The following is a 19,378-nucleotide window of genomic DNA, read 5'->3' on the forward strand; positions in this document are numbered from 1 at the left end:
GGTCAATTTTAACATCTTTTTCTTAAGCACGTAAGTATGATGAAAGACCATTCAGAATATAACGACTAATAAGATGGGAGATTAAGACGTATCCCATTGAAATTAATGGGACTGTTTATGAAAGTGTATTATTCATGAGCGAATAAAGAATAACCTGCTGCGCACAATTAGCTAAAGCAGCAAATATCCTTCATGACGCAATAACCACTCTTTACGACCCACGCCCCCGGCATAACCTGTCATGGTGCCATTTCTGCCAATCACACGATGACACGGCACCACCACACTCACCGGGTTGGAACCATTCGCCGCACCGACTGCCCGGGCTGCACCTGGCCGCCCAAGTTGCTCCGCTAATTGCCCATAATGCATCACCTGGCCGCATGGGATAGTGCGCAGTGTTTGCCACACTTCCCGCTGAAACGCAGTACCTGCCGTGGCGGTAGGCAACGTTTCAATCACCGCTAAATCACCGTCAAAATAATCGTGCAACTTATCGCTCAACCCATCCGGATTAGCGCAAGCCACGCGCTGATAACCGCTGACACCATAATGAAGACCCAGTAATTGCACCATTCTGTCGCTATGTTCTTCCCACTCTACGGCGCGCAAATGGTATTGCTCGTCGCAGATAATCCATAGCGGGCCTAATGGCGTCACGATCTTGTCTTCTAACAGTGTCAGCATGCTGTGCTCCGGTTAACTGAGATGCGGGTAAACCCCTGGCCCAATAGGCAAGCCAACAAGATACCACGCTACCAGTAGCAGCAACCAGACAGCCAAAAAGATCAGTGGATAAGGTAAGACGAGAGAGTAATACGTCCCTAATTTGGCATCCGGTTTATAGCGTTGCAGGAAACCTAAGAATAATGGAATAAACGGCGAAACCGGAGCCAACGGGATAACCGAAGAGTCTGCGACACGGAACAGGATTTGTGCAAACGCCGGGTGAAAGCCCAACATCATGAACATCGGCACGAAAATAGGCGCCAGAATAGACCAGATAGCCGAGCCGCTGGCGATAAACATACATAAAAACGACGACAGCAGCGCCAGGCCAAGAAACGCCGGAATGCCATTCAATCCTGAGCCTTCCAGCACATCGGTCAGTCCGACCGCCATAAACTTGCCCATGTTGCTCCAGTTGAACATCGCAACAAATTGCGCCAACGGGAACACCATCACGATGAAACCGGCCATCTCCTTCATTGGTTCAATCATTAACTGCGGTAAATCCGCCTGCTTGCGTATCTTTTTGGTGGCGATGCCGTAGGCCAGCGAAATGATAAAAAAGAACAGGATAATCAGCGGCACGATCCCGCTTATAAAAGGTGAAGGAATGATGGTGCCTTTCACCGGATCGCGCAGTAGACCATTTTCCGGCACCAGCAGCAGGGCGATAACTGCCACAAACAGCAACGACACAATCCCGGTAACACGCAAACCAAAGCGTTGGACATCGTCGAGTTGCTGAAGTTTTTCTTTGTTTTCGCCTTGCCAGCTTCCCAAACGCGGCTCGACGATTTTGTCGGTAATCAGCCCACCAACAATTGACAGCACAATCACCGATGTCGCCATAAAGTACCAGTTATCAATCACGCTCACGTGCATCAGCGGGTCGATGGTGTGAGCGGCTTCGGTACTGATGCCCGAAAGCAGCACATCTGTGGTCACAATTAACAGATTGGCAGTAAAGCCACAGCCTACACCGGCAATCGCCGCCAATAAACCGGCCACGGGATGGCGACCCACGGCGAGGAAAATCAGCGCGCCCATTGGCGGCATGATGACCAACGCAGCATCGGATGAAATGTGGCTGAAGAACGCGATAAACAGCACCATGTAACTGGCATATCGAGCGCTAACATGCGAGGCCATCTTCACCATCAGGCTCGGTAACAGGCCGACGCGCTCCGCCAGCCCGGCACCTAATACCAGGGCCAGAATGGCCCCTAACGGCGCAAAGCCGCTGAAGTTTTTAATCACATTGGGCAAAAACCAATGCACACCTTCGGCGCTTAACAAATTTTTGACCTGTACCAGGCTGCCATCTGCGGGATTACGCACCCCGACATTGAATGCCGAAAGCACGGCGGTACTCGCCGATAAAATGACAATCAAATAGACGAATAGCAAAAAAGGGTGCGGGACTTTATTGCCAATTTTCTCGACAAGGCCGTACAGCTTGCCAGAGCCGGAGGGCGTGGGTAGGGACGAAAGACTCATAGACGGGCCTCTATCGGTTGCGATGTTGTGTTTTATGTCATTATTTTAAAGGTGACGGTGTCACGCCTTCCGGAATCGGACACTGATACGGGCGTTCAGCGAGTTGTGCGTGCAACTCACTTTGGCAAGCTTCCAGTGTCTGCGGCTGGGTGAACAATTGCAGCGCAGTCGCTGCCATCACTTTGCCGGCGTGTAGCATCCCTTTGTGTGCAATCGACGTGCGTCCCTGGCTCACCAGTTGCCAGGTGTGCAGCGGGGTGCCGACGGTAAAGCACGGGCTAAAACATTGCGCGACCGGCACCTTCCAGCTGACATCACCCACATCGGTGGAGCCTGGGAGGATTTTGTCATTTGCGGCATACGGCGCAATTTCGTCAATCAGCAACGTATCGCGATGGCGACCAGCAAACGCTTTTCCCTCTTCATTCGAGGTGTTAGCAATATTATTTAAGCTGTTTTGCAGGTCATTTTCGCTCAATGTGGCGCGGATTTGTCTGGCAAACGCGATTTCTTCTGCGCTCCATTCAGGTACGCCAAGAGCTTGCAGGGCCTGATACATCACGTTTTCTAACTGGCGGTTAGGCAGGTAATTCGAACAGGCTTTATCAAAACGCACATTCACTGTGGTTTCGGTCATCAGCGCGGCACCTTCAGCAATTTTATTGATGCGCTCAAAAATATGCTGCGCCTGTGCCATTTCCGGTGCACGAATCAAATACAGCACTTCGGCTTGCGCCTGCACCACGTTGGGCGAAATCCCACCGGCATTGGTGATGGCGTAATGCACGCGGGCTTTTTCAATGATGTGCTCGTTGAGGAAGTTGCTGCCGGTGGTCATCAGCGTGACGGCATCTAACGCACTGCGGCCAAGATGTGGCGAGTTTGCGGCATGGGCAGCAATACCCTGGAAGCGATATGCCACCTGAATATTCGCCAGCGAACTGGTGCTAAACATGCCCGCGTAAGCTTCAGGATGCCAGGTGACCGCAGCGTCGACATCATCAAACAGCCCCTCGCGCACCATAAAGGTTTTTCCGGAACCGCCTTCTTCGCCAGGGCAGCCATAAAAACGCACCGTTCCGCTACCGTCGTATTGTTCAAGCCACTGTTTTACAGCTACCGCTGCGGCAAACGCCGCGGTTCCCAGCAAATTGTGGCCGCAACCATGGCCGTTAGCACCTTCAGCCAATGGATTTGGCGCGGTTTCCCCTGAACACTGGCTTAAACCGGCGAGGGCATCGTATTCGCCGAGCAGCGCGATAACCGGTTTTCCGGAACCGAAACTGGCAACGAATGCGGTTTCGATATTGCCCGCGTTGCGCTCGACGCGAAAACCTTCTGCTTCCAGGGCGCAGGCCAGGCGTTCAGCAGACCAGTGCTCTTCAAAACGGGTTTCCGGATGATCCCAGATATCATCGGCAATCGCAGTAAACTCGCCGCGTTTGGCTTCAATTACGTCATCAACAAACTGGTAAATTGCGCTCATCACACACCTCGCTGCCAGGGGAAATTAAGTGCCAGGCGCGCCATGGTAGCCACGGCAATTTCCATCACTTTCTCGTCAAAATCGAACTTCTCGTTATGGTGTCCGGCGCTCAATTCGGTGCCGAATACCATATATGACGCTTTCCCGCCTTGTTCCTGCACCCGCGCCATCATTAATGTGGCATCCTCAGAACCCGCCGCACCTTTCACGGTATCGACAACTTCGCTGACGCCATTCACTTCAAGCACTTGTTGGTGGATAAACTCAACCCATTCTGGCGACGGCACACTGTTGGTCGCAGCACCCATCAAACGCACCTCGGCTTTGATGCCGTACATCGTCGCGATACCCTGAATAATCTCTTGCGAGCGTTCAAACACGTAGTCGTTAATCACGTTGGTTTCGCCACGCGTTTCCACTTTCAGCAACGCTTGCGCAGGCACCACATTGCGCCCACTGCCAGCCTGTAAAACACCGACGTTGACGCGCGAAGCTCCCGCGCTATGCGGAGCAATGCTGTGCAATGCCAACGCAGTTTGCGCGGCGGCGAGCAGGGCGTTGCGGCCTTCTTCGGGTTTACCGCCCGCATGTGCGGCGACGCCAGTAAACTCAACATCAAATTTGGTGGTCGCCATAAAGTTGTCGCTGCCACACACCACGGTGCCGAGCGGGATGCCGGTGCCGATATGAATCGCGGTAAAATAGTCGATATTATCAAGTGCACCTGCAGCAACCATCGCACGAGCGCCGCGCGTGCCTTCTTCCGCAGGCTGGAAAATAAGTTTGATAGTGCCGTTAAGCTGGTCGGCAAACTGCTGCAATACGGTGGCGAGCCCCAGCCCGATGGCTGTGTGCCCATCGTGACCACAGGCGTGCATCATTCCGGCGTTGCAAGAGGCAAAACCCTCGGCAAATGGGCGATGAACCGGTTGCAACATTTCGCCTAAATCCAGCGCGTCCATATCCACGCGGAAAGCCAACACCGGCCCTGGACGGCCGGTTTCCAGCGTCGCTACAATGCCGGTGAATCCGCCAGAAAAATGCGGTAACCATTGTTTAAGTGCGCCTTGTTCCAGCGCACGTTGTTCTTCACGCACCAGCACTTCTGCTGACGGTAGACCCATACGTGCCGCGTCATCTACCACGTCACGCCCCAGCGCTAACTGATAACCTAATTGATGCAGCACTTCGGCGACATGCGTGGCGGTGCGAAACTCAAGCCAGCCGGACTCGGCAAAGTGGTGAAAGTCACGCCGCCAGTGTTGCATGCGTGGTGCTAACTCATGAACTGCCCATTCTAATTGCGACATACCCCATCCTGTTCTGTGATCAAGTTCACGTGGTGATAGTTTTTACTTATCACTCAGCGATTTCTGTAAGTTTTCGCCGTCGTAGGATTACCCTGGCACAAGAGTTTGAATTACAGTAGATGCCAAAATCTTTCGGTTGATAGTCAATGGTTATCAGGGGGCGCTGTGACCTTCCAGGTAAAGCTTCATCAGATTCGTGCGTTTGTCGCTGTGACGCAAAATGGCAGCATTCGTGGTGCCAGCCGGGCGTTAAATATGTCGCAGCCCGCGCTGACAAAATCGATTAAAGAATTAGAGGAAGGGTTATCGGCGCGGCTGTTTATCCGGCGCAGTCAGGGGGTGGCATTGACCGAATGCGGTGAGAGTTTTTATCAGCATGCGCAGCTGATTCTCGAAGAGTTACGCGCCGCGCAAGAAGATATTTTGCAACGCCAGGGGCAACTGGCAGGGCAGATCAATATTGGTATGGGCGCGAGTATTTCGCGCACACTGATGCCGCCAGTTATCACCTCGTTTCACCAAAAACACCCGCAGGTCAAAGTACGCATCATGGAAGGGCAACTGGTTTCGATGATCAACGCGTTGCGCCAGGGCGAACTGGATTTCACCATCAATACCTATTACCAGGGGCCGTACGATCACGAATTCACCTTTGAACGGCTGCTTGAAAAACCCTTTGCGGTGTTTGCCCGTGAAGGCCATCCGGCGATCAACGCCACCTCATTAAAAGAGTTACTGCATTACAACTGGACGATGCCCACCCCACGTGGCAGTTATTACAAACAACTGGAAGAAATGTTCCAAAAACGCTCAGAAATCCCCACCGTCAGCGTGGTTTGCGAAACGTTTTCTGCCTGTATCAGCCTGGTGGCGCAAAGTGATTTTTTGAGTATCTTGCCCGCAGAGCTGGGCCAGGATCCGTTGCTGGCGCACCAGTTAAAGCAGATACATGTCACCGAAACGCTGCCACAGGCAACTTACTATTTGATTCAGCGGCGCGATGCAACACCGGCACCGCTAACGGTGGCGCTAATCAACCAGTTTCGTCGCCAGTGCCGTTAAACGGGCGTTGAGCCACGGCACATCGGCGGTTATAGTGACTCCAGAATTAAGCCTGGACCAGGAGGAATTGCCCATGAGCCTTGACGAAAAATCGCTGTTTCTTGACGCCATGGAGGATGTCAAACCACTGAAAGATTGCCAAAGCAGCCAGTGGTTGAAACCGGTGAAAGAGAAGGTGGTGCAAAAGCTCGATACCGTGCAGCTTGATAACTTCCTCACTACCGATTTTCTGGAAATTATTCCGCTCGCCATACAGCTTGAATTTAAGCGCGAAGGGTTGCAAATTGGTGTGCTGGATAAACTGCGACAGGGTAAATATAAACAGGAAGCCAGCCTCAACCTGATTCGTCAGCCGGTCGAACAATGCCGTCAGTTGCTTTTTGCTTACATTCAGCAAGCCAAAAAAGACGGGCTGCGTAATTTGCTGATCGTTCATGGCAAAGGACGCGAAGATAAATCCCACGCCAATATCGTGCGCAGTTATGTTGCCCGCTGGCTGGCAGAATTTGAAGAAGTGCAGGCTTTTTGTAGCGCGATGCCCCATCACGGCGGCAGCGGTGCATGCTATGTGGCGCTAAAAAAATCTGAGCAGGCAAAAGTCGAAAACTGGGAACGCCACGCAAAACGCAGCCGCTAAACATTCTTTGGTGGATGACGCTGCGCTTGTCCACCTTACAAAACCTTCTGAAACCGCGATTTACCCGCCACATCTATTTCAACAATAACGACAACTCCTGCGCTGCTTCCTGCAACTTAGGCAACACACGGTTGAGCAACTCTTGCGATGAAACCTGCCCGGCGTGAACGCCGACGTTAAGCGCCGCTACCACCGCGCCATCTGGGTTAACCAACGGAACGGCAATCGAACGCAGCCCCATTTCCAGCTCCTGATCGTTAAGTGCGTATCCTTGCTGGCGCACGCGTTTTAACTCTTCGCGCAGTTTGCTCACCGAATCCACCGTTTGCGGGGTGTAGCGAATCATGGTGATACGCCCAAGAAAATCATTCAGCTGTTCTTCTGGCAAATAACTCAACAACACGCGTCCCATTGACGTAGACCATGCGGGCAGGCGGCTACCAATATCTAAATCAATGGTCATGATGCGCGAGCTGGAAGCGCGGGCGATATACAGAATATCGTCACCATCCAGCGTGGCAATCGAGCAGGACTCATTGAGCATTTCACTTAGATGTTTCAGCACCGGCTGGGTGGATTTCGCCAGCGGCGTGGAGGCCAGATAAGCGTGGCCGAGCGCTAAAATCCGTGGCCGCAATTGGTAATATTTGCCATCTTCAGCATAGACAAAACCCAACTTGCCCAGGGTGTACAAACAACGGCGCACCGCCGCACGAGGGATCCCTGTTTTTTGGCTGATTTGTGAAATAGACATCTGCCGACGCTGCGGAGTAAACGCCTGAATCACTTCCAGCCCACGCGCTAGTGACGCCATAAAATTAGGATCGCCCTTAAACGGATCGCCATCACCCGCTGCCAGTTCTTCACGTTGAATTTCCATTCTGTTCTCCTGAATGTTCGTTATTGATCACGCTGTTGATCACATTCTGCAAACAAACATACATGATGTTCGATAATCGCACCATATTTCGATTATCGCCCTTGACCAGCTTCGTTAACGGGGTCACATTTTGTTCGAACAACGCAATCTTGTGCGAAATGCGCACCCCCAGGAGAAACGTGATGATCAACAAAAGTGTGGCTTCGCTTGAAGAGGCCGTCGCCGGAATTTTCGACGGGGCAACCATCATGATTGGTGGCTTCGGCACCGCAGGCCAGCCAACGTATCTTATCGATGCGCTGATTGCTCAGGGCGCAAAAAACCTGACCATTATCAACAACAACGCCGGTAACGGTGAAGTCGGGCTGGCGGCACTCCTGAAGGCCGGACGGGTGCGTAAAATGGTCTGTTCTTTCCCGCGCCAGGTGGATTCACAGATTTTTGATGACCTGTATCGCCGTGGTGAAGTTGAGCTGGAACTGGTGCCACAAGGTAACCTGGCGGCGCGTATTCAGGCCGCAGGTTCAGGTTTGGGTGCGGTATTCACGCCAACCGGTTTTGGAACGCCGCTCGCAGAAGGTAAAGAAACGCGGGAAATCGATGGCCGCCACTACGTGCTGGAATACCCATTAAAAGCCGACTTCGCGCTAATCAAAGCTTATGAAGGCGACCGTTGGGGCAACCTGGTTTATCGCAAAGCGGCACGTAATTTTGGGCCAATTATGGCCACCGCCGCGACTGTCACCATTGCTGAAGTCAGCCGCGTGGTGCCATTGGGTGAACTCGACCCGGAACATATCGTGACGCCTGGGATTTTTGTCCAGCGCCTGGTCGCCGTCGAAACCTCACTGGCACAGAGCGCATAAGGAGCTAAAACGTGAAAAAACTCACCCGCGATGAAATGGCAAAACGTGTTGCCCGCGACATTCCCGAAGGCGCTTACGTTAACCTTGGCATTGGCTTGCCCACGCGCATTGCCAACTACCTCCCGACAGATAAAGAAATCTTCCTGCACAGTGAAAATGGCTTGTTGGGCATGGGGCCAAAGCCGGCTGAAGGGGAAGAAGATCCCGAATTGATCAACGCGGGGAAAGAGTACGTCACCCTGTTAACCGGCGGCTGCTTTTTCCACCACGGCGACTCCTTCGCCATGATGCGCGGCGGGCATCTCGATATCTGCGTGTTGGGGGCTTATCAGGTGTCTGCCAGCGGTGATTTGGCGAACTGGAGCACCGGTGCTGTGGATTCCATCCCGGCTGTCGGCGGGGCGATGGACTTAGCTATCGGCGCGCGCCAGGTATTTGTGATGATGGATCACCTCACGCGTGACGGCGAATGCAAACTGGTAGAAAACTGCTCTTATCCACTCACCGGAGTTGGCTGTGTGAGCCGCATTTACACTGACCTTGCAGTGATTGATATCACTGAAAAAGGGCCAGTGGTGCGTGAAATCTTTAACGGCCTGTCATTTGAAGAATTACAACGTATTACACCGGTCACACTTGGCTTCGAACAACTGGCAGAAAGCGCGTAAGGAACTATGATGAATCAAGCATTTATCTGTGATGGAGTGCGTACTCCGTTTGGTCGATTTGGTGGCACACTGTCAGGCGTACGTAGCGATGATTTAGCCGCGCTGCCGCTGAAAGCACTGATGGAGCGCCACCCGAATGTTGACTGGTCGGCGGTCGATGACGTGATTTATGGTTGTGCCAATCAGGCGGGTGAAGATAACCGTAACGTGGCGCGCATGGCGTTACTGCTGGCGGGAATGCCGGAAACGGTTCCCGGCACCACCATCAACCGTTTGTGTGGCTCAAGCCTTGATGCGCTAGGTGTGGCGGCGCGAGCGATTAAAAGTGGTGAAACACAGTTGATGATTGCCGGTGGCGTCGAAAGCATGTCCCGTGCGCCATTTGTGATGGGCAAAGCGGAAAGTGCATTTAGCCGCAGCATGAAGATGGAAGACACCACCATTGGCTGGCGTTTTATCAACCCGCTGATGAAAGCGCAATACGGCGTTGATGCAATGCCAGAAACGGCAGAAAACGTCGCGACTGATTTCAATATCAACCGTGAAGATCAAGACGCTTTTGCGTTACGCAGCCAGCTTCGCACCGCACGCGCGCAGGAAATGGGCATCTTTGACGATGAGCTAATTCCCGTTTCCATCGCGCAACGTAAAGGCGACGCGCTGTTATTTAACCGTGACGAACATCCGCGTTCTACCTCGATTGAGTCGCTGGCAAAACTTAAAGGCGTGGTGCGTGCAGACGGCACCGTCACCGCCGGAAATGCCTCGGGGGTTAACGATGGAGCTTGTGCTTTGTTGCTCGCCAGCGAACTGGCGTTAAACACCCACGGTTTACAGCCGCTAGCACGTGTCGTGGGCGTGGCAACCGCCGGAGTCGCACCGCGTATCATGGGCTTTGGCCCGGCACCTGCGGTGCGCAAAGTGCTGGCACAAACCGGGTTAACTCTCGCGCAGATGGATGTGATTGAATTAAATGAAGCCTTTGCGGCGCAAGCACTGGCGGTAATGCGCGACCTTGGCCTGCCGGATGACGCAGAACATGTTAATCCGAACGGAGGAGCCATCGCGTTGGGGCATCCGTTGGGTGCTTCTGGTGGCCGCCTGGCGATGACCGCCGCCTGGCAACTGAAGCGTAGCGGCGGGCGTTACGCACTGTGCACCATGTGTATTGGCGTTGGTCAGGGAATTGCACTAATTATTGAACGCGTTTAAGGAGCAGGCATGACACTGTTTAACCCGATGTTGCGTGCATCACCGTTGAGCGAAATCTTCAGCGACCACAGCACGTTACAAGGAATGCTGGATTTTGAAGCGGCGCTGGCGCGGGCGACAGCGCTTTGTGGCGCGATCCCCGAATCGGCAGTGCAGCCGATTGCCGCACAGTGTCAGGTCGATAAACTGGACGTGCAGGCGTTAGCTCAGGCGGCTGCGGGCGCTGGAAACCTGGCGATTCCGCTGGTGAAACAGCTCACCGCCTGCGTCAAACAGCATGACGAACAGGCCGCGCGTTATGTTCACTGGGGCGCAACCAGCCAGGACGTGATTGATAGCGGCCTGGTTTTGCAACTGCGTGCGGTGCTCGTTGCCAGTGAAGCATTGCTTGGGCAATTAATCAGCGCGTTAATCGAACAAATCCAGCGTCATCAACATAGCGTGATGCCAGGCAGAACCTGGATGCAACACGCATTGCCGATAACGTTTGGTTTGAAACTTACGGGCACGCTCGATGCGTTACTGCGCTGGCAGCAACGTTTGCATGAAATGAAACCGCGCGTGTTAGTGCTGCAATTTGGCGGTGCCGCAGGCACGCTGGCTTCGCTAAAAGAGCAGGGCATCAACGTTTCACTGGCTCTGGCAAACGTGCTGGCGCTGAACCAGGCCGATACACCGTGGCACAGCCAGCGCGACAGATTACTGGAAGTGGGGGCGTGGTTCGCCGGTGTCAGCACCACACTCGGCAAATTTGCCAATGATTTTTCATTACTGATGCAAACCGAAGTGGCTGAAGTGGGCGAACCGATTGCCGAAGGGCGCGGTGGTTCTTCCACCATGCCCCATAAACGCAATCCAGTGAGTTGTGCGGCGATCCTGACCGCAACCACCCGTATTCCTGGGCTAATGGCAACACTTTACGCCAGCCAAAATCAACAACATGAAAGAGCGCTCGGCGGCTGGCAGGCCGAATGGGAAACCCTTCCCGAACTGATTACGCTGAGCGGTGGCGTGATGCAAACCGCGCTGGATTTAATCGTCGGGATGCAGGTCAACGCAGAAAAAATGCGTGCCAATCTGGATATCACCCACGGCCTGATTATGGCGGAATCGGTCACGCTGGCGTTGGCGACATCACTTGGCAAACAGGCGGCGCATCATCTGGTGGAACAACTTTGCCATCGCGCACTGGATGAAAACCAGCCGCTTGCGGCTTTGCTCGCACAACACCCACAAGTCGCGTCATATCTATCTTTGACACAAATCGAACATCTGCTCGACCCGCAACAAGCCCTTGGTAGCAACAACACGTTTATCAACCAGGTTTTGGCGCGGGCGGCACAACAAAACAGGGAGCTAGTATGAGCCATTATTATCAACTCGAAGGGCCGAGCGGCGCGCCGGTGGTGGTGTTATCAAACTCACTGGGCACCACATTTGATATGTGGCAACCACAAATGGCGGCGCTGCTGGAAAACTTCCGTGTGCTGCGTTATGACACGCACGGCCATGGGCGCACACGCAAAAACGAGAAAACCACGCTGCCACAATTAGCGGAAGACGTGCTGAGTGTGATGGATGATGCCGGAGTCCAGCAGGCGCATTTTTGTGGGATTTCAATGGGCGGATTAACGGGGTTGTGGCTGGCACGTTTTGCCCCCGAGCGTTTTCTTTCGGTGACGGTAGCCAATAGCGCGGCAAAAATCGGCGAACAAAACGGCTGGCTGGAACGAGCGCGTACTGTGCGCCACGAAGGGATGTCGGCGATTGCCAAAAGTGCACCATCGCGCTGGTTTACTGACGATTTTGTCAAACACCACCCTGCGCAAGTTGATGCGCTGTGCGCAACACTTGGGCAAATTAACCCTGAAGGTTATGCCTCTTGTTGCGAAGCGTTAGCCGCAGCCGATCTACGTGGTGAAATTGACGCTATTACAGTGCCGATGCAGTTTATTGCGGGTGCCAACGACCCCGTTTGCAGCGTGGCAGACAGCGAATTTATGCACCAGCAGGTTCACGGTTCTCATCTTGTGACGCTTAAAGCATCGCACCTTTCCAGCATTGAAGACGCCCACGGCTTTAACGTCGCACTACTCAACTTTATTCAACAGGACGACTGACATCATGAAGGATGAAGATCATTACCAACAAGGAATGAAAGTGCGCCGCGAAGTGCTGGGTGATAAGCACGTCGACCGTACATTGACGCAGCTCACGCCGCTTAATGAAGAGTTCCAGAACTTTATTACCCGTTATGCCTGGGGGGATATCTGGACGCGTCCGGGGCTTGAGCGTCATACCCGCAGTATGATAACCATCGCGATGTTGATTGCGTTAAACCGTGAAGCTGAGCTGAAAATGCACCTGCGCGCGGCGTTTAACAATGGTGTGACGCGTGATGAACTCAAAGAGTTGATTATGCATTCGGCGCTGTACTGCGGATTGCCCGCCGCCAATGCCACCATGCATCTGGCTCAGCAGGTGTTTGATGAGCTGGACACCGCCGATTAATTCATGTCGGATGACGCTAACGCTTATCCGACCTACGAAAACAGTGTTGTAGGGTGGATAAGCCATAGGCGTCATCCACCATTTTTCACCCCGGAATCGATTTGCGAATCGACGCCAACAAAATTTGCGCACCCGGCGACAACGGCGTATCGACACGCGTCAAGATACCAATCGGTTCGCCCGCACCCTGAGTGGTGACCGGCAACGACGTCAGCGTTCCCTGGCGTAAATCCTCTTTCACCGCGCACGACGGCACAAACCACACGTAGTTGTAATCCACCGTCAACTGGCGAGAAAGCGAAGCGGAAAGCGTTTCTACACAACTCGTAGACATCTTACAGCCCTGGCTGGCAAGCAAGGCTTCGGCATTTTGTCGCGGAATAGTGCCTTTCGGGGAAACCACCACCGGCCACTCCATCACTTTACTCAGCGTGATGTTCTCTTGCAGCAGCGGGTGACCCGGCCGCACCACCAGTTTTAATGACTCGAGGAACAACAGCTCATAATTCAGTCCGGTCATCAATTCCGGGTCGGACATTCTGCCGATACCTAAATCCAGCTCACCCGATTTCAGCCCCGATAACAGCATGGTGTTATTCATGGTCGCTACTTGCAGCGTGACATCAGTTTGTTGCTTATGAAACTGGCCGATAACTTTTGGCAAAATCCCCAGCGCCGCCGTGGGCAGCGCACCCACGCGGATAACAGACGTGCTTTTGCCATCTTTCTGAGTGAGTGATTGCCCTGCGTGATTCAACGCATCCAGCACCTTAACGGCATGTGTCAGGAACTGCTCGCCCATCAGCGTCATTTGCGCGCCCAGACGTCCGCGATCAAACAAACGCGTGCCGGTTAGCTGCTCAAGTTCATTAAGCGTCTTTGATAAAGCAGGCTGGCTTAGATTAAGAGTCTCAGCTGCGCGCCCCAGCGTTCCCTGTTGAGCGACAGCTACGAAAGTATGAAGATGGCGCAAGCGAATGCGCTGACTGAACAAACCGTTTTTTTCCATAACCTGATGTTAAAAACAGACCCGACGCGCTGACAAGATAAGTTGTTTAATTTTGATAACTTGCTAGCAAAAATTCATTAACAATTGATTTGTTTTGATAACAAAGGGTGAGGGTAATAAGGGTTAGGGTGGATAAGCGCTCGCATCATCCACCCGTTTTAATCTGAACTTACAAGTCAAAAAACACCGTCTCCCGCTCCCCCTGTAAATACACATCAAACGTATACACCACCTCGTCGCCACGCTGCTCGCGCTTGCCAATCAACGTCTTACGGCGCACTTCCCACTCAATCAAATTCAGCACCGGATCGGTCTCATTCGCCGCTTGCTCGTCGGAAAAATACATCCGCGTATTCAGGCCGATATTTATCCCGCGCGCTACAATCCACAGATTCAGATGGGGAGCCATCATACGCCCATCACGGCCAGTCACCGCACCGGGTTTGATGGTGTCAAAACGCCACACGCCGGAATCGAAATCTGAACAGGTGCGGCCCCAGCCACGAAAATCGTCATCCAGTTTTTTATCCGTTTGCTGGTCGGCGGGGTGGTTGTAACGCCCGGCAGCATTGGCTTGCCACACTTCCAGCAACACATCGCGCACCGGCGTGCCGGAACCATCAAACACCCGGCCTTCAACGATAATCCGCTCGCCCTGGGTATGCGAGTTCGTCAGCACATGGCTAAAATTTTTCTCAAAAATGTTAAATCCCGCCGCTTGCGGAGCCAGGCCGATATGGACATATGGGCCCGCGGTTTGCGAGGCGGTTTCCGCTAAATAATCTTTCATCACACGGCTCCTTGGGTGCGGTTTTCAAACAACGTAGCGCGGTGGCCGCGTAACACTAAATCAAAACGATAGGCCAGGCTGTCGAGCGGGACGGCCGCATGGGTATCCAGCTCGGCAATCAAGGTGCGGATAGCATCATCGTTATTAATCGTTTTCACAATCGGGCACTGTTTGATCAGCGGATCACCTTCAAAATACATCTGGGTAATGAGACGTTGGGCAAAGGATTCGCCGGAGAGCGAAAAGTGGATATGTGAAGGACGCCAGTCGCTGGCCTGGTTACGCCATGGATACGGGCCGGGCTTGATGGTGCGGAAAAAATAATAGCCATTTTCATCAGTCAAAACGCGCCCACAGCCGCCAAAATTAGGGTCGATTGGTGCAAGATACTTGTCTTTTTTATGGCGATAACGGCCGCCAGCATTGGCTTGCCACACTTCCACCAGCGTGTTTTTCATCGGGCGGCCAAAACCATCACGCACATAACCGTGCACGATAATACGTTCACCAATTGGCAAACCGTCTTTGGCGTAATTCATGATCAAATCGTTATCCAGCGGGTCGAGATCTTTCGCGCCAAATATCGGGCCAGTGATTTCAGATAGCGAGTTTTGCAGTGAAATCAACGCATTTCGCGGCGAGCGCAGCACGCTGGTTTTATACCCCGGCGCGAAAGCCGGAGGATGGGAATCGTAATTGCGATGGACAAGTTCTTTCGACATTGGGAACTCCAGGCAGAGGGTGATGTTTTATTTATTAAGTACCGTCCCATGCAGTCTCGGTTAATGGCTTGTTAAATTAAAGTGAATTTAAGTGCCGCCAATCATAACCTTTAGCTATGAAAGTCGTTGTTAGCATTACTTCTGATATTGGCCTGTAGAGTCGATCACAAAACGAAAATTCTTCGCCCAAAACCGCTGCGCAACATTCTACGCTTTCAGCAATATTCACTGGAGATACGACATCATGGCGAACAACATCACGGCTGATGATATTCGGGAAAAATTTTCGCACGCTATGTCGGCGATGTACCAGCAAGAGGTGCCGCAGTACGGAACCTTGTTAGAGTTAGTCGCCGACGTGAATCTGGCGGTGCTGGAAAATAATCCGGATCTGCAACAGCAGCTTGAAAATGCCGACGAACTGGCACGCCTGAATGTTGAGCGCCACGGCGCGATTCGGGTGGGAAAAGCAGAGGAACTGGCAACCTTACGCCGCGTGTTCGCGGTGATGGGCATGTATCCGGTCGGCTATTACGATCTCTCTCAGGCGGGCGTTCCGGTGCATTCCACGGCATTTCGTCCGGTTGACGATGCGGCGCTGGCGCGTAATCCGTTCCGCATTTTCACCTCGTTATTGCGTCTTGAATTAATCGAAGACCCAGAACTGCGAAAGACCGCTGCGGCGATCCTCGCAGAACGCGATATTTTCACCCCGCGTTGTCGGGCATTGCTCGATATTTACGACCAGCAGGGGGCGTTTAGCGAAGCCCAGGCCAATGAGTTCGTCGAACAGGCGCTGGAAACCTTCCGCTGGCACAGCCATGCCACGGTGGATGCGCAAACCTACCAGGCATTTCATCAACAGCACCGCCTGATTGCCGACGTGGTCTGTTTCCGGGGTTGCCATATTAACCACCTGACGCCACGCACTCTGGATATTGACCGTGTGCAGGCGTTGATGCCGGAATATGGCATTGCGCCGAAAGCGATTATTGAAGGGCCACCGCGCCGCATGTTCCCAATATTGTTGCGCCAGACCAGTTTTAAAGCGCTTGAAGAACCGATTATTTTTGCTGGCGTCCATCATGGGACGCATACCGCGCGCTTTGGGGAAATTGAGCAGCGAGGTGTTGCGTTAACCCCGAAAGGGCGCGCGTTGTATGACGAGCTACTTAATGAAGCGGGCAACGGGCAGGATAACTTTAGCCACCAGCAACATTTGCAGGAAATTTTCACCCGACTGCCAGACAGCGAGACGCTGATGCGCTGCCAGGATTTGGCTTATTTCCGCTATCGTTTAACGCCAGTAGGGGAAACGCACCGCCAGTCGATTAAACCCGGTGATGATCCGCAGCCATTAATTGAACGTGGCTGGCTGGTGGCACAACCGATTATTTATGAAGATTTTCTGCCGGTCAGTGCGGCTGGGATTTTCCAGTCGAATTTGGGTAGTGAAGGCGGCCAACGCAGCCACGGCCATTCCAGCCGTGTCGCGTTTGAAGAAGCGCTGGGCGCGCCGGTTGCCGACGAATTTGAACTGTATCAGCAGGCAACTGACCGCAGTAAAAAGCGTTGCGGATTAATGTAATCCGCGGAGTTACGCGCAGAACGGGCAGGGGTGTAAACGTATTCTTCACCTCAGCCCGCAGCGTTTTCAATTCAATACCCTCACCTAAATCATTCGCTTAGGCATTTAGTAAACTGGTGGTTAGCCCAATTTGCTGCCTGTGTGCGGTTGGTGACTGATATTTTCTTAAAGATATTATAAATATGTGTTCTGACAGTGTGTTCGCTAATAAAAAAGTTGTTAGCGATTTGCAAGTTTGATCCCCCCTTACAGAGTTCACTTAGTATTTCATATTCCCTTTCAGTGAGATCTTTAATACGTGGGGAGCCTGTGGGTATATTTTGTGATTTTTTCGATAAGTATCTTTTATTCATTCCTGGCAATGATTTTTCTGCCTTACTAATCAAATTGAGTAGCGATTCAGTGGGGCAATCGCGGGATATCATCGACTCAAAGAAAGGCCAGGAAATCTTTTCATACACTGAAAGGGATGTTGGGCAATTAATCAGATAACCACGAAAATGGCCTTCGCTACGATTAAATAATCCAGACCACCGTTTGCTGGCGCGTCGACTGGATGCCTGAACATCATACAGAACAATCGATTGCGTAATGGCGTCTGGTGTAAATGATTGGTTTATATCAAGAAAAATAACGGAGGCATCACTTTCTTGTGTCAAAAAATTCAGTAACAGTTGGCTTTGTAACGATCGATTGGTTATCAGATAGACTTTTTTTTCCATGTCGCACACAGGCAGGCTCCTTTTAAATGGGTCATAACCGAACTTGGGCGGGAATATATTGACATCGCGAGGGGAGTGTTTGGCTTTTTGTGCAGAGTGATAGGTCGATTATTTCGAGTAAACCAACAGGGTTTAGTGATGACTTTCATCTTTCATCTTCCATCCTCATTGCCTTGTCATTAGGTTCATGTTTAAAGAAATACGTTTAATATATTATATACATGGCATATTAAATTTTCATAATATCCAGTAGGCGCAAGCCTGGTGTGAAACTCGAAATATTGAGCGCCACATCAATGTTACTATTCTCAGAGATATTGAATCTCTAAATGAGGAAGGTATTATGAATAAAATTACACTTATTTCTTTAATTGCATGTGCATTGGCAGCACCATCTGTGATGGCAGAACCATCTGGGCCTGTTGGGGGGGTAATAAAATTCGACGGGCTCGTTGTTGCAAACTCATGCATCATAGACAATGGTGATGAAGATAAAACAATTAAATTGGCACATGTAATAAATACAGAAATCAATTCAGATGATGCTGTAAAAGTAAAAGATTTTTCCATCAAGGTTAAAAATTGTTACGTTGCTAATAATGCAGCACCTGAGCTTTATTGGAGCTACGCAGGAAGGGTGGATTCTAAGGGGTACATGTTACACCGGGATGAAAACTCAGGGAGTAATGCCGCTCTGGTATTAATGAATAGTTCAGGTGGAAAAATCGATATGCGTAAATCAGGGGAAGGATTTACTCCAGGTGAAATTAATCGTGGTAATTATTCGCATGGAGAGAAATTAACCTATAACTTTAAGGTGGGTTATATTAAATCTTCTGACTTGAGCAACGACCTTGTCACGCCAGGTCCTATTTTGACACAGGCAAACTATACCGTTCAGTATAAATGATTACAAAATGCCATAGTGCTTGTTGCTATGGCATTAACTCTAACAGAGGTTTAAATGAAGGTTTTAACTTCATTATTAGCACTACTATGTGCATTTAATGCCTGTGCCAATAACATTATCGTTAATGGTACGCGTTTTATCTATCCCGAGAATACCAGTGAAATTACGGTACAAATGACCAATACAGGAAGAACGCCTTCATTAGCGCAGATCTGGCTGGATGAAGGTGATGCGGAAGTCGTACCTGAAGCGATTACCACCCCCTTTATTATTTCACCACCGATTGTGCGCGTCGATGGCGGGAACGGCCAGTCAGTAAGAATTAAGAAAATTGCCGACCACGTTATTACCGTTACCGATAGAGAGTCACTGTGGTGGCTGAATATACTGGACATCCCTTCGGTTGATAAAACTAAAATAGTTGATAATGCAGGAATGTTAAATCTTGTTATTCGTTCGCGATTTAAATTTTTCTGGCGCCCAGTCGGGTTAGGGGAAAGAAGTGGGGCGGAGAACAAGTTAACACTACAGGTCAAACACAATGGCCTTACGTTAATTAACCCGACTCCATTTTTCCTGACGGTTTCAGATATTCGCACGCTGTCAGATAAGGGAATACTGGAAGATAGCGTGATGATCGATCCTAAAAGCAGTAAAGATGTATTAATAAAGCAGAAAGTCAAAGAGGGAGAGCCTCTGTTACTTAAGGCCGTAAATGATTATGGCGGTGAGGTGGAAATCAAAGTTGTGGCGAAAAAATAAAAAAAGGAACCAGTATG

Annotated in this window: 20 protein-coding genes; 11 read left to right on the forward strand and 9 right to left on the reverse strand. The window is 51.5% G+C overall.

Annotation, left to right across the window (positions count from 1 at the left end; genetic code table 11):
• Window positions 1-171: 171 nt before the first annotated feature.
• The 4 genes from ogt to D8682_RS01840 are packed head-to-tail and all read right to left on the reverse strand — an operon-like array spanning window position 172 to window position 5,022.
• Window positions 172-687 carry a methylated-DNA--[protein]-cysteine S-methyltransferase gene (gene ogt, locus D8682_RS01825; protein WP_064547177.1) on the reverse strand — a complete coding sequence of 172 codons (516 nt, stop codon included), beginning with the start codon at window positions 685-687 and terminating at the stop codon, window positions 172-174.
• A gap of 12 nt (window positions 688-699) precedes the next feature.
• Window positions 700-2,226: a p-aminobenzoyl-glutamate transporter gene (gene abgT, locus D8682_RS01830; RefSeq protein ID WP_121813347.1), complete on the reverse strand. Its 1,527-nt coding sequence runs from the start codon at window positions 2,224-2,226 to the stop codon at window positions 700-702.
• A gap of 40 nt (window positions 2,227-2,266) precedes the next feature.
• Window positions 2,267-3,712: a M20 family metallopeptidase gene (locus D8682_RS01835; RefSeq protein WP_121813348.1), complete on the reverse strand. Its 1,446-nt coding sequence runs from the start codon at window positions 3,710-3,712 to the stop codon at window positions 2,267-2,269.
• Entirely contained in the window at window positions 3,712-5,022 is a 1,311-nt protein-coding gene (locus tag D8682_RS01840) for a M20 family metallo-hydrolase (RefSeq protein WP_064547170.1), read from the reverse strand. The genes D8682_RS01835 and D8682_RS01840 overlap by 1 nt, the downstream gene beginning before the upstream one ends.
• A gap of 165 nt (window positions 5,023-5,187) precedes the next feature.
• On the opposite strand from D8682_RS01840, the gene D8682_RS01845 reads away from it, so the two are divergent.
• Together D8682_RS01845 and smrA are read left to right on the forward strand one after the other, a co-directional pair.
• Complete coding sequence (locus D8682_RS01845; protein ID WP_064547168.1) at window positions 5,188-6,084, forward strand: LysR family transcriptional regulator; 897 nt, start codon at window positions 5,188-5,190, stop codon at window positions 6,082-6,084.
• A 73-nt stretch (window positions 6,085-6,157) separates the two neighbouring features.
• Window positions 6,158-6,721 (forward strand): DNA endonuclease SmrA, encoded by a 564-nt coding sequence (gene smrA, locus D8682_RS01850; RefSeq protein WP_064547165.1) that lies wholly within the window; start codon window positions 6,158-6,160, stop codon window positions 6,719-6,721.
• 73 nt (window positions 6,722-6,794) lie between these two features.
• On the opposite strand, the gene D8682_RS01855 is transcribed toward smrA, so the two are convergent.
• Window positions 6,795-7,601: an IclR family transcriptional regulator C-terminal domain-containing protein gene (locus D8682_RS01855; protein ID WP_121813349.1), complete on the reverse strand. Its 807-nt coding sequence runs from the start codon at window positions 7,599-7,601 to the stop codon at window positions 6,795-6,797.
• 182 nt (window positions 7,602-7,783) lie between these two features.
• On the opposite strand from D8682_RS01855, the gene D8682_RS01860 reads away from it, so the two are divergent.
• The 6 genes from D8682_RS01860 to pcaC are packed head-to-tail and all read left to right on the forward strand — an operon-like array spanning window position 7,784 to window position 12,858.
• The gene (locus D8682_RS01860) at window positions 7,784-8,467 is read left to right on the forward strand and encodes a 3-oxoacid CoA-transferase subunit A (RefSeq protein ID WP_064547162.1); all 684 of its coding nucleotides are present in this window, start codon (window positions 7,784-7,786) and stop codon (window positions 8,465-8,467) included.
• An 11-nt stretch (window positions 8,468-8,478) separates the two neighbouring features.
• A complete protein-coding gene (locus tag D8682_RS01865) occupies window positions 8,479-9,135 on the forward strand; it encodes a 3-oxoacid CoA-transferase subunit B (RefSeq protein ID WP_121813350.1) in 657 nt (218 codons plus the stop codon).
• A 9-nt stretch (window positions 9,136-9,144) separates the two neighbouring features.
• The gene (gene pcaF / locus D8682_RS01870; RefSeq protein ID WP_121813351.1) at window positions 9,145-10,347 is read left to right on the forward strand and encodes a 3-oxoadipyl-CoA thiolase; all 1,203 of its coding nucleotides are present in this window, start codon (window positions 9,145-9,147) and stop codon (window positions 10,345-10,347) included.
• A gap of 9 nt (window positions 10,348-10,356) precedes the next feature.
• Window positions 10,357-11,712, forward strand: coding sequence for a 3-carboxy-cis,cis-muconate cycloisomerase (locus D8682_RS01875; protein ID WP_064547156.1), 1,356 nt, complete (start codon window positions 10,357-10,359; stop codon window positions 11,710-11,712).
• Window positions 11,709-12,467: a 3-oxoadipate enol-lactonase gene (gene pcaD, locus D8682_RS01880; protein WP_064547153.1), complete on the forward strand. Its 759-nt coding sequence runs from the start codon at window positions 11,709-11,711 to the stop codon at window positions 12,465-12,467. Before D8682_RS01875 ends, pcaD begins: the two co-directional genes overlap by 4 nt.
• A gap of 4 nt (window positions 12,468-12,471) precedes the next feature.
• Window positions 12,472-12,858: a 4-carboxymuconolactone decarboxylase gene (pcaC, locus tag D8682_RS01885; protein ID WP_064547151.1), complete on the forward strand. Its 387-nt coding sequence runs from the start codon at window positions 12,472-12,474 to the stop codon at window positions 12,856-12,858.
• Between the two features lie 85 nt (window positions 12,859-12,943).
• On the opposite strand, the gene pcaQ is transcribed toward pcaC, so the two are convergent.
• From pcaQ to pcaH, 3 genes are all read right to left on the reverse strand, one after another.
• On the reverse strand, window positions 12,944-13,867 hold the full coding sequence (gene pcaQ, locus D8682_RS01890) for a pca operon transcription factor PcaQ (RefSeq protein WP_064547149.1): 924 nt from the start codon (window positions 13,865-13,867) through the stop codon (window positions 12,944-12,946).
• 169 nt (window positions 13,868-14,036) lie between these two features.
• A complete protein-coding gene (gene pcaG, locus D8682_RS01895) occupies window positions 14,037-14,657 on the reverse strand; it encodes a protocatechuate 3,4-dioxygenase subunit alpha (RefSeq protein ID WP_064547147.1) in 621 nt (206 codons plus the stop codon).
• Complete coding sequence (pcaH, locus tag D8682_RS01900; RefSeq protein ID WP_064547145.1) at window positions 14,657-15,379, reverse strand: protocatechuate 3,4-dioxygenase subunit beta; 723 nt, start codon at window positions 15,377-15,379, stop codon at window positions 14,657-14,659. Before pcaH ends, pcaG begins: the two co-directional genes overlap by 1 nt.
• 244 nt (window positions 15,380-15,623) lie before the next feature.
• Between pcaH and D8682_RS01905 the strand changes: the two genes are divergently transcribed.
• Entirely contained in the window at window positions 15,624-16,967 is a 1,344-nt protein-coding gene (locus D8682_RS01905) for a VOC family protein (RefSeq protein WP_121813352.1), read from the forward strand.
• 89 nt (window positions 16,968-17,056) lie between these two features.
• On the opposite strand, the gene D8682_RS27400 is transcribed toward D8682_RS01905, so the two are convergent.
• Window positions 17,057-17,689: a LuxR C-terminal-related transcriptional regulator gene (locus D8682_RS27400; protein WP_121815612.1), complete on the reverse strand. Its 633-nt coding sequence runs from the start codon at window positions 17,687-17,689 to the stop codon at window positions 17,057-17,059.
• Between the two features lie 343 nt (window positions 17,690-18,032).
• On the opposite strand from D8682_RS27400, the gene D8682_RS01915 reads away from it, so the two are divergent.
• Together D8682_RS01915 and D8682_RS01920 are read left to right on the forward strand one after the other, a co-directional pair.
• Window positions 18,033-18,599 (forward strand): fimbrial protein, encoded by a 567-nt coding sequence (locus tag D8682_RS01915; protein WP_064547141.1) that lies wholly within the window; start codon window positions 18,033-18,035, stop codon window positions 18,597-18,599.
• Window positions 18,600-18,653: 54 nt separating this feature from the next.
• A complete protein-coding gene (locus D8682_RS01920) occupies window positions 18,654-19,361 on the forward strand; it encodes a molecular chaperone (RefSeq protein WP_064547139.1) in 708 nt (235 codons plus the stop codon).
• Window positions 19,362-19,378 lie beyond the last annotated feature (17 nt).

The organism is Buttiauxella sp. 3AFRM03 (assembly GCF_003675305.1).
Classification (GTDB): Bacteria; Pseudomonadota; Gammaproteobacteria; order Enterobacterales; family Enterobacteriaceae; genus Buttiauxella; species Buttiauxella ferragutiae.

Bases quoted from the DNA above. Each gene is read 5' to 3' on its own strand.
- ogt (WP_064547177.1), bottom strand. From the start codon at position 687: ATGCTGACACTGTTAGAAGACAAGATCGTGACGCCATTAGGCCCGCTA.
- smrA (WP_064547165.1), top strand. From the start codon at position 6,158: ATGAGCCTTGACGAAAAATCGCTGTTTCTTGACGCCATGGAGGATGTC.
- D8682_RS01875 (WP_064547156.1), top strand. From the start codon at position 10,357: ATGACACTGTTTAACCCGATGTTGCGTGCATCACCGTTGAGCGAAATC.
- D8682_RS01840 (WP_064547170.1), bottom strand. From the start codon at position 5,022: ATGTCGCAATTAGAATGGGCAGTTCATGAGTTAGCACCACGCATGCAA.
- pcaF (WP_121813351.1), top strand. From the start codon at position 9,145: ATGAATCAAGCATTTATCTGTGATGGAGTGCGTACTCCGTTTGGTCGA.
- pcaC (WP_064547151.1), top strand. From the start codon at position 12,472: ATGAAGGATGAAGATCATTACCAACAAGGAATGAAAGTGCGCCGCGAA.
- D8682_RS01915 (WP_064547141.1), top strand. From the start codon at position 18,033: ATGAATAAAATTACACTTATTTCTTTAATTGCATGTGCATTGGCAGCA.
- pcaH (WP_064547145.1), bottom strand. From the start codon at position 15,379: ATGTCGAAAGAACTTGTCCATCGCAATTACGATTCCCATCCTCCGGCT.
- D8682_RS01920 (WP_064547139.1), top strand. From the start codon at position 18,654: ATGAAGGTTTTAACTTCATTATTAGCACTACTATGTGCATTTAATGCC.
- pcaD (WP_064547153.1), top strand. From the start codon at position 11,709: ATGAGCCATTATTATCAACTCGAAGGGCCGAGCGGCGCGCCGGTGGTG.
- D8682_RS01855 (WP_121813349.1), bottom strand. From the start codon at position 7,601: ATGGAAATTCAACGTGAAGAACTGGCAGCGGGTGATGGCGATCCGTTT.
- D8682_RS27400 (WP_121815612.1), bottom strand. From the start codon at position 17,689: ATGGAAAAAAAAGTCTATCTGATAACCAATCGATCGTTACAAAGCCAA.
- D8682_RS01905 (WP_121813352.1), top strand. From the start codon at position 15,624: ATGGCGAACAACATCACGGCTGATGATATTCGGGAAAAATTTTCGCAC.
- pcaQ (WP_064547149.1), bottom strand. From the start codon at position 13,867: ATGGAAAAAAACGGTTTGTTCAGTCAGCGCATTCGCTTGCGCCATCTT.
- D8682_RS01860 (WP_064547162.1), top strand. From the start codon at position 7,784: ATGATCAACAAAAGTGTGGCTTCGCTTGAAGAGGCCGTCGCCGGAATT.
- pcaG (WP_064547147.1), bottom strand. From the start codon at position 14,657: ATGAAAGATTATTTAGCGGAAACCGCCTCGCAAACCGCGGGCCCATAT.
- abgT (WP_121813347.1), bottom strand. From the start codon at position 2,226: ATGAGTCTTTCGTCCCTACCCACGCCCTCCGGCTCTGGCAAGCTGTAC.
- D8682_RS01835 (WP_121813348.1), bottom strand. From the start codon at position 3,712: ATGAGCGCAATTTACCAGTTTGTTGATGACGTAATTGAAGCCAAACGC.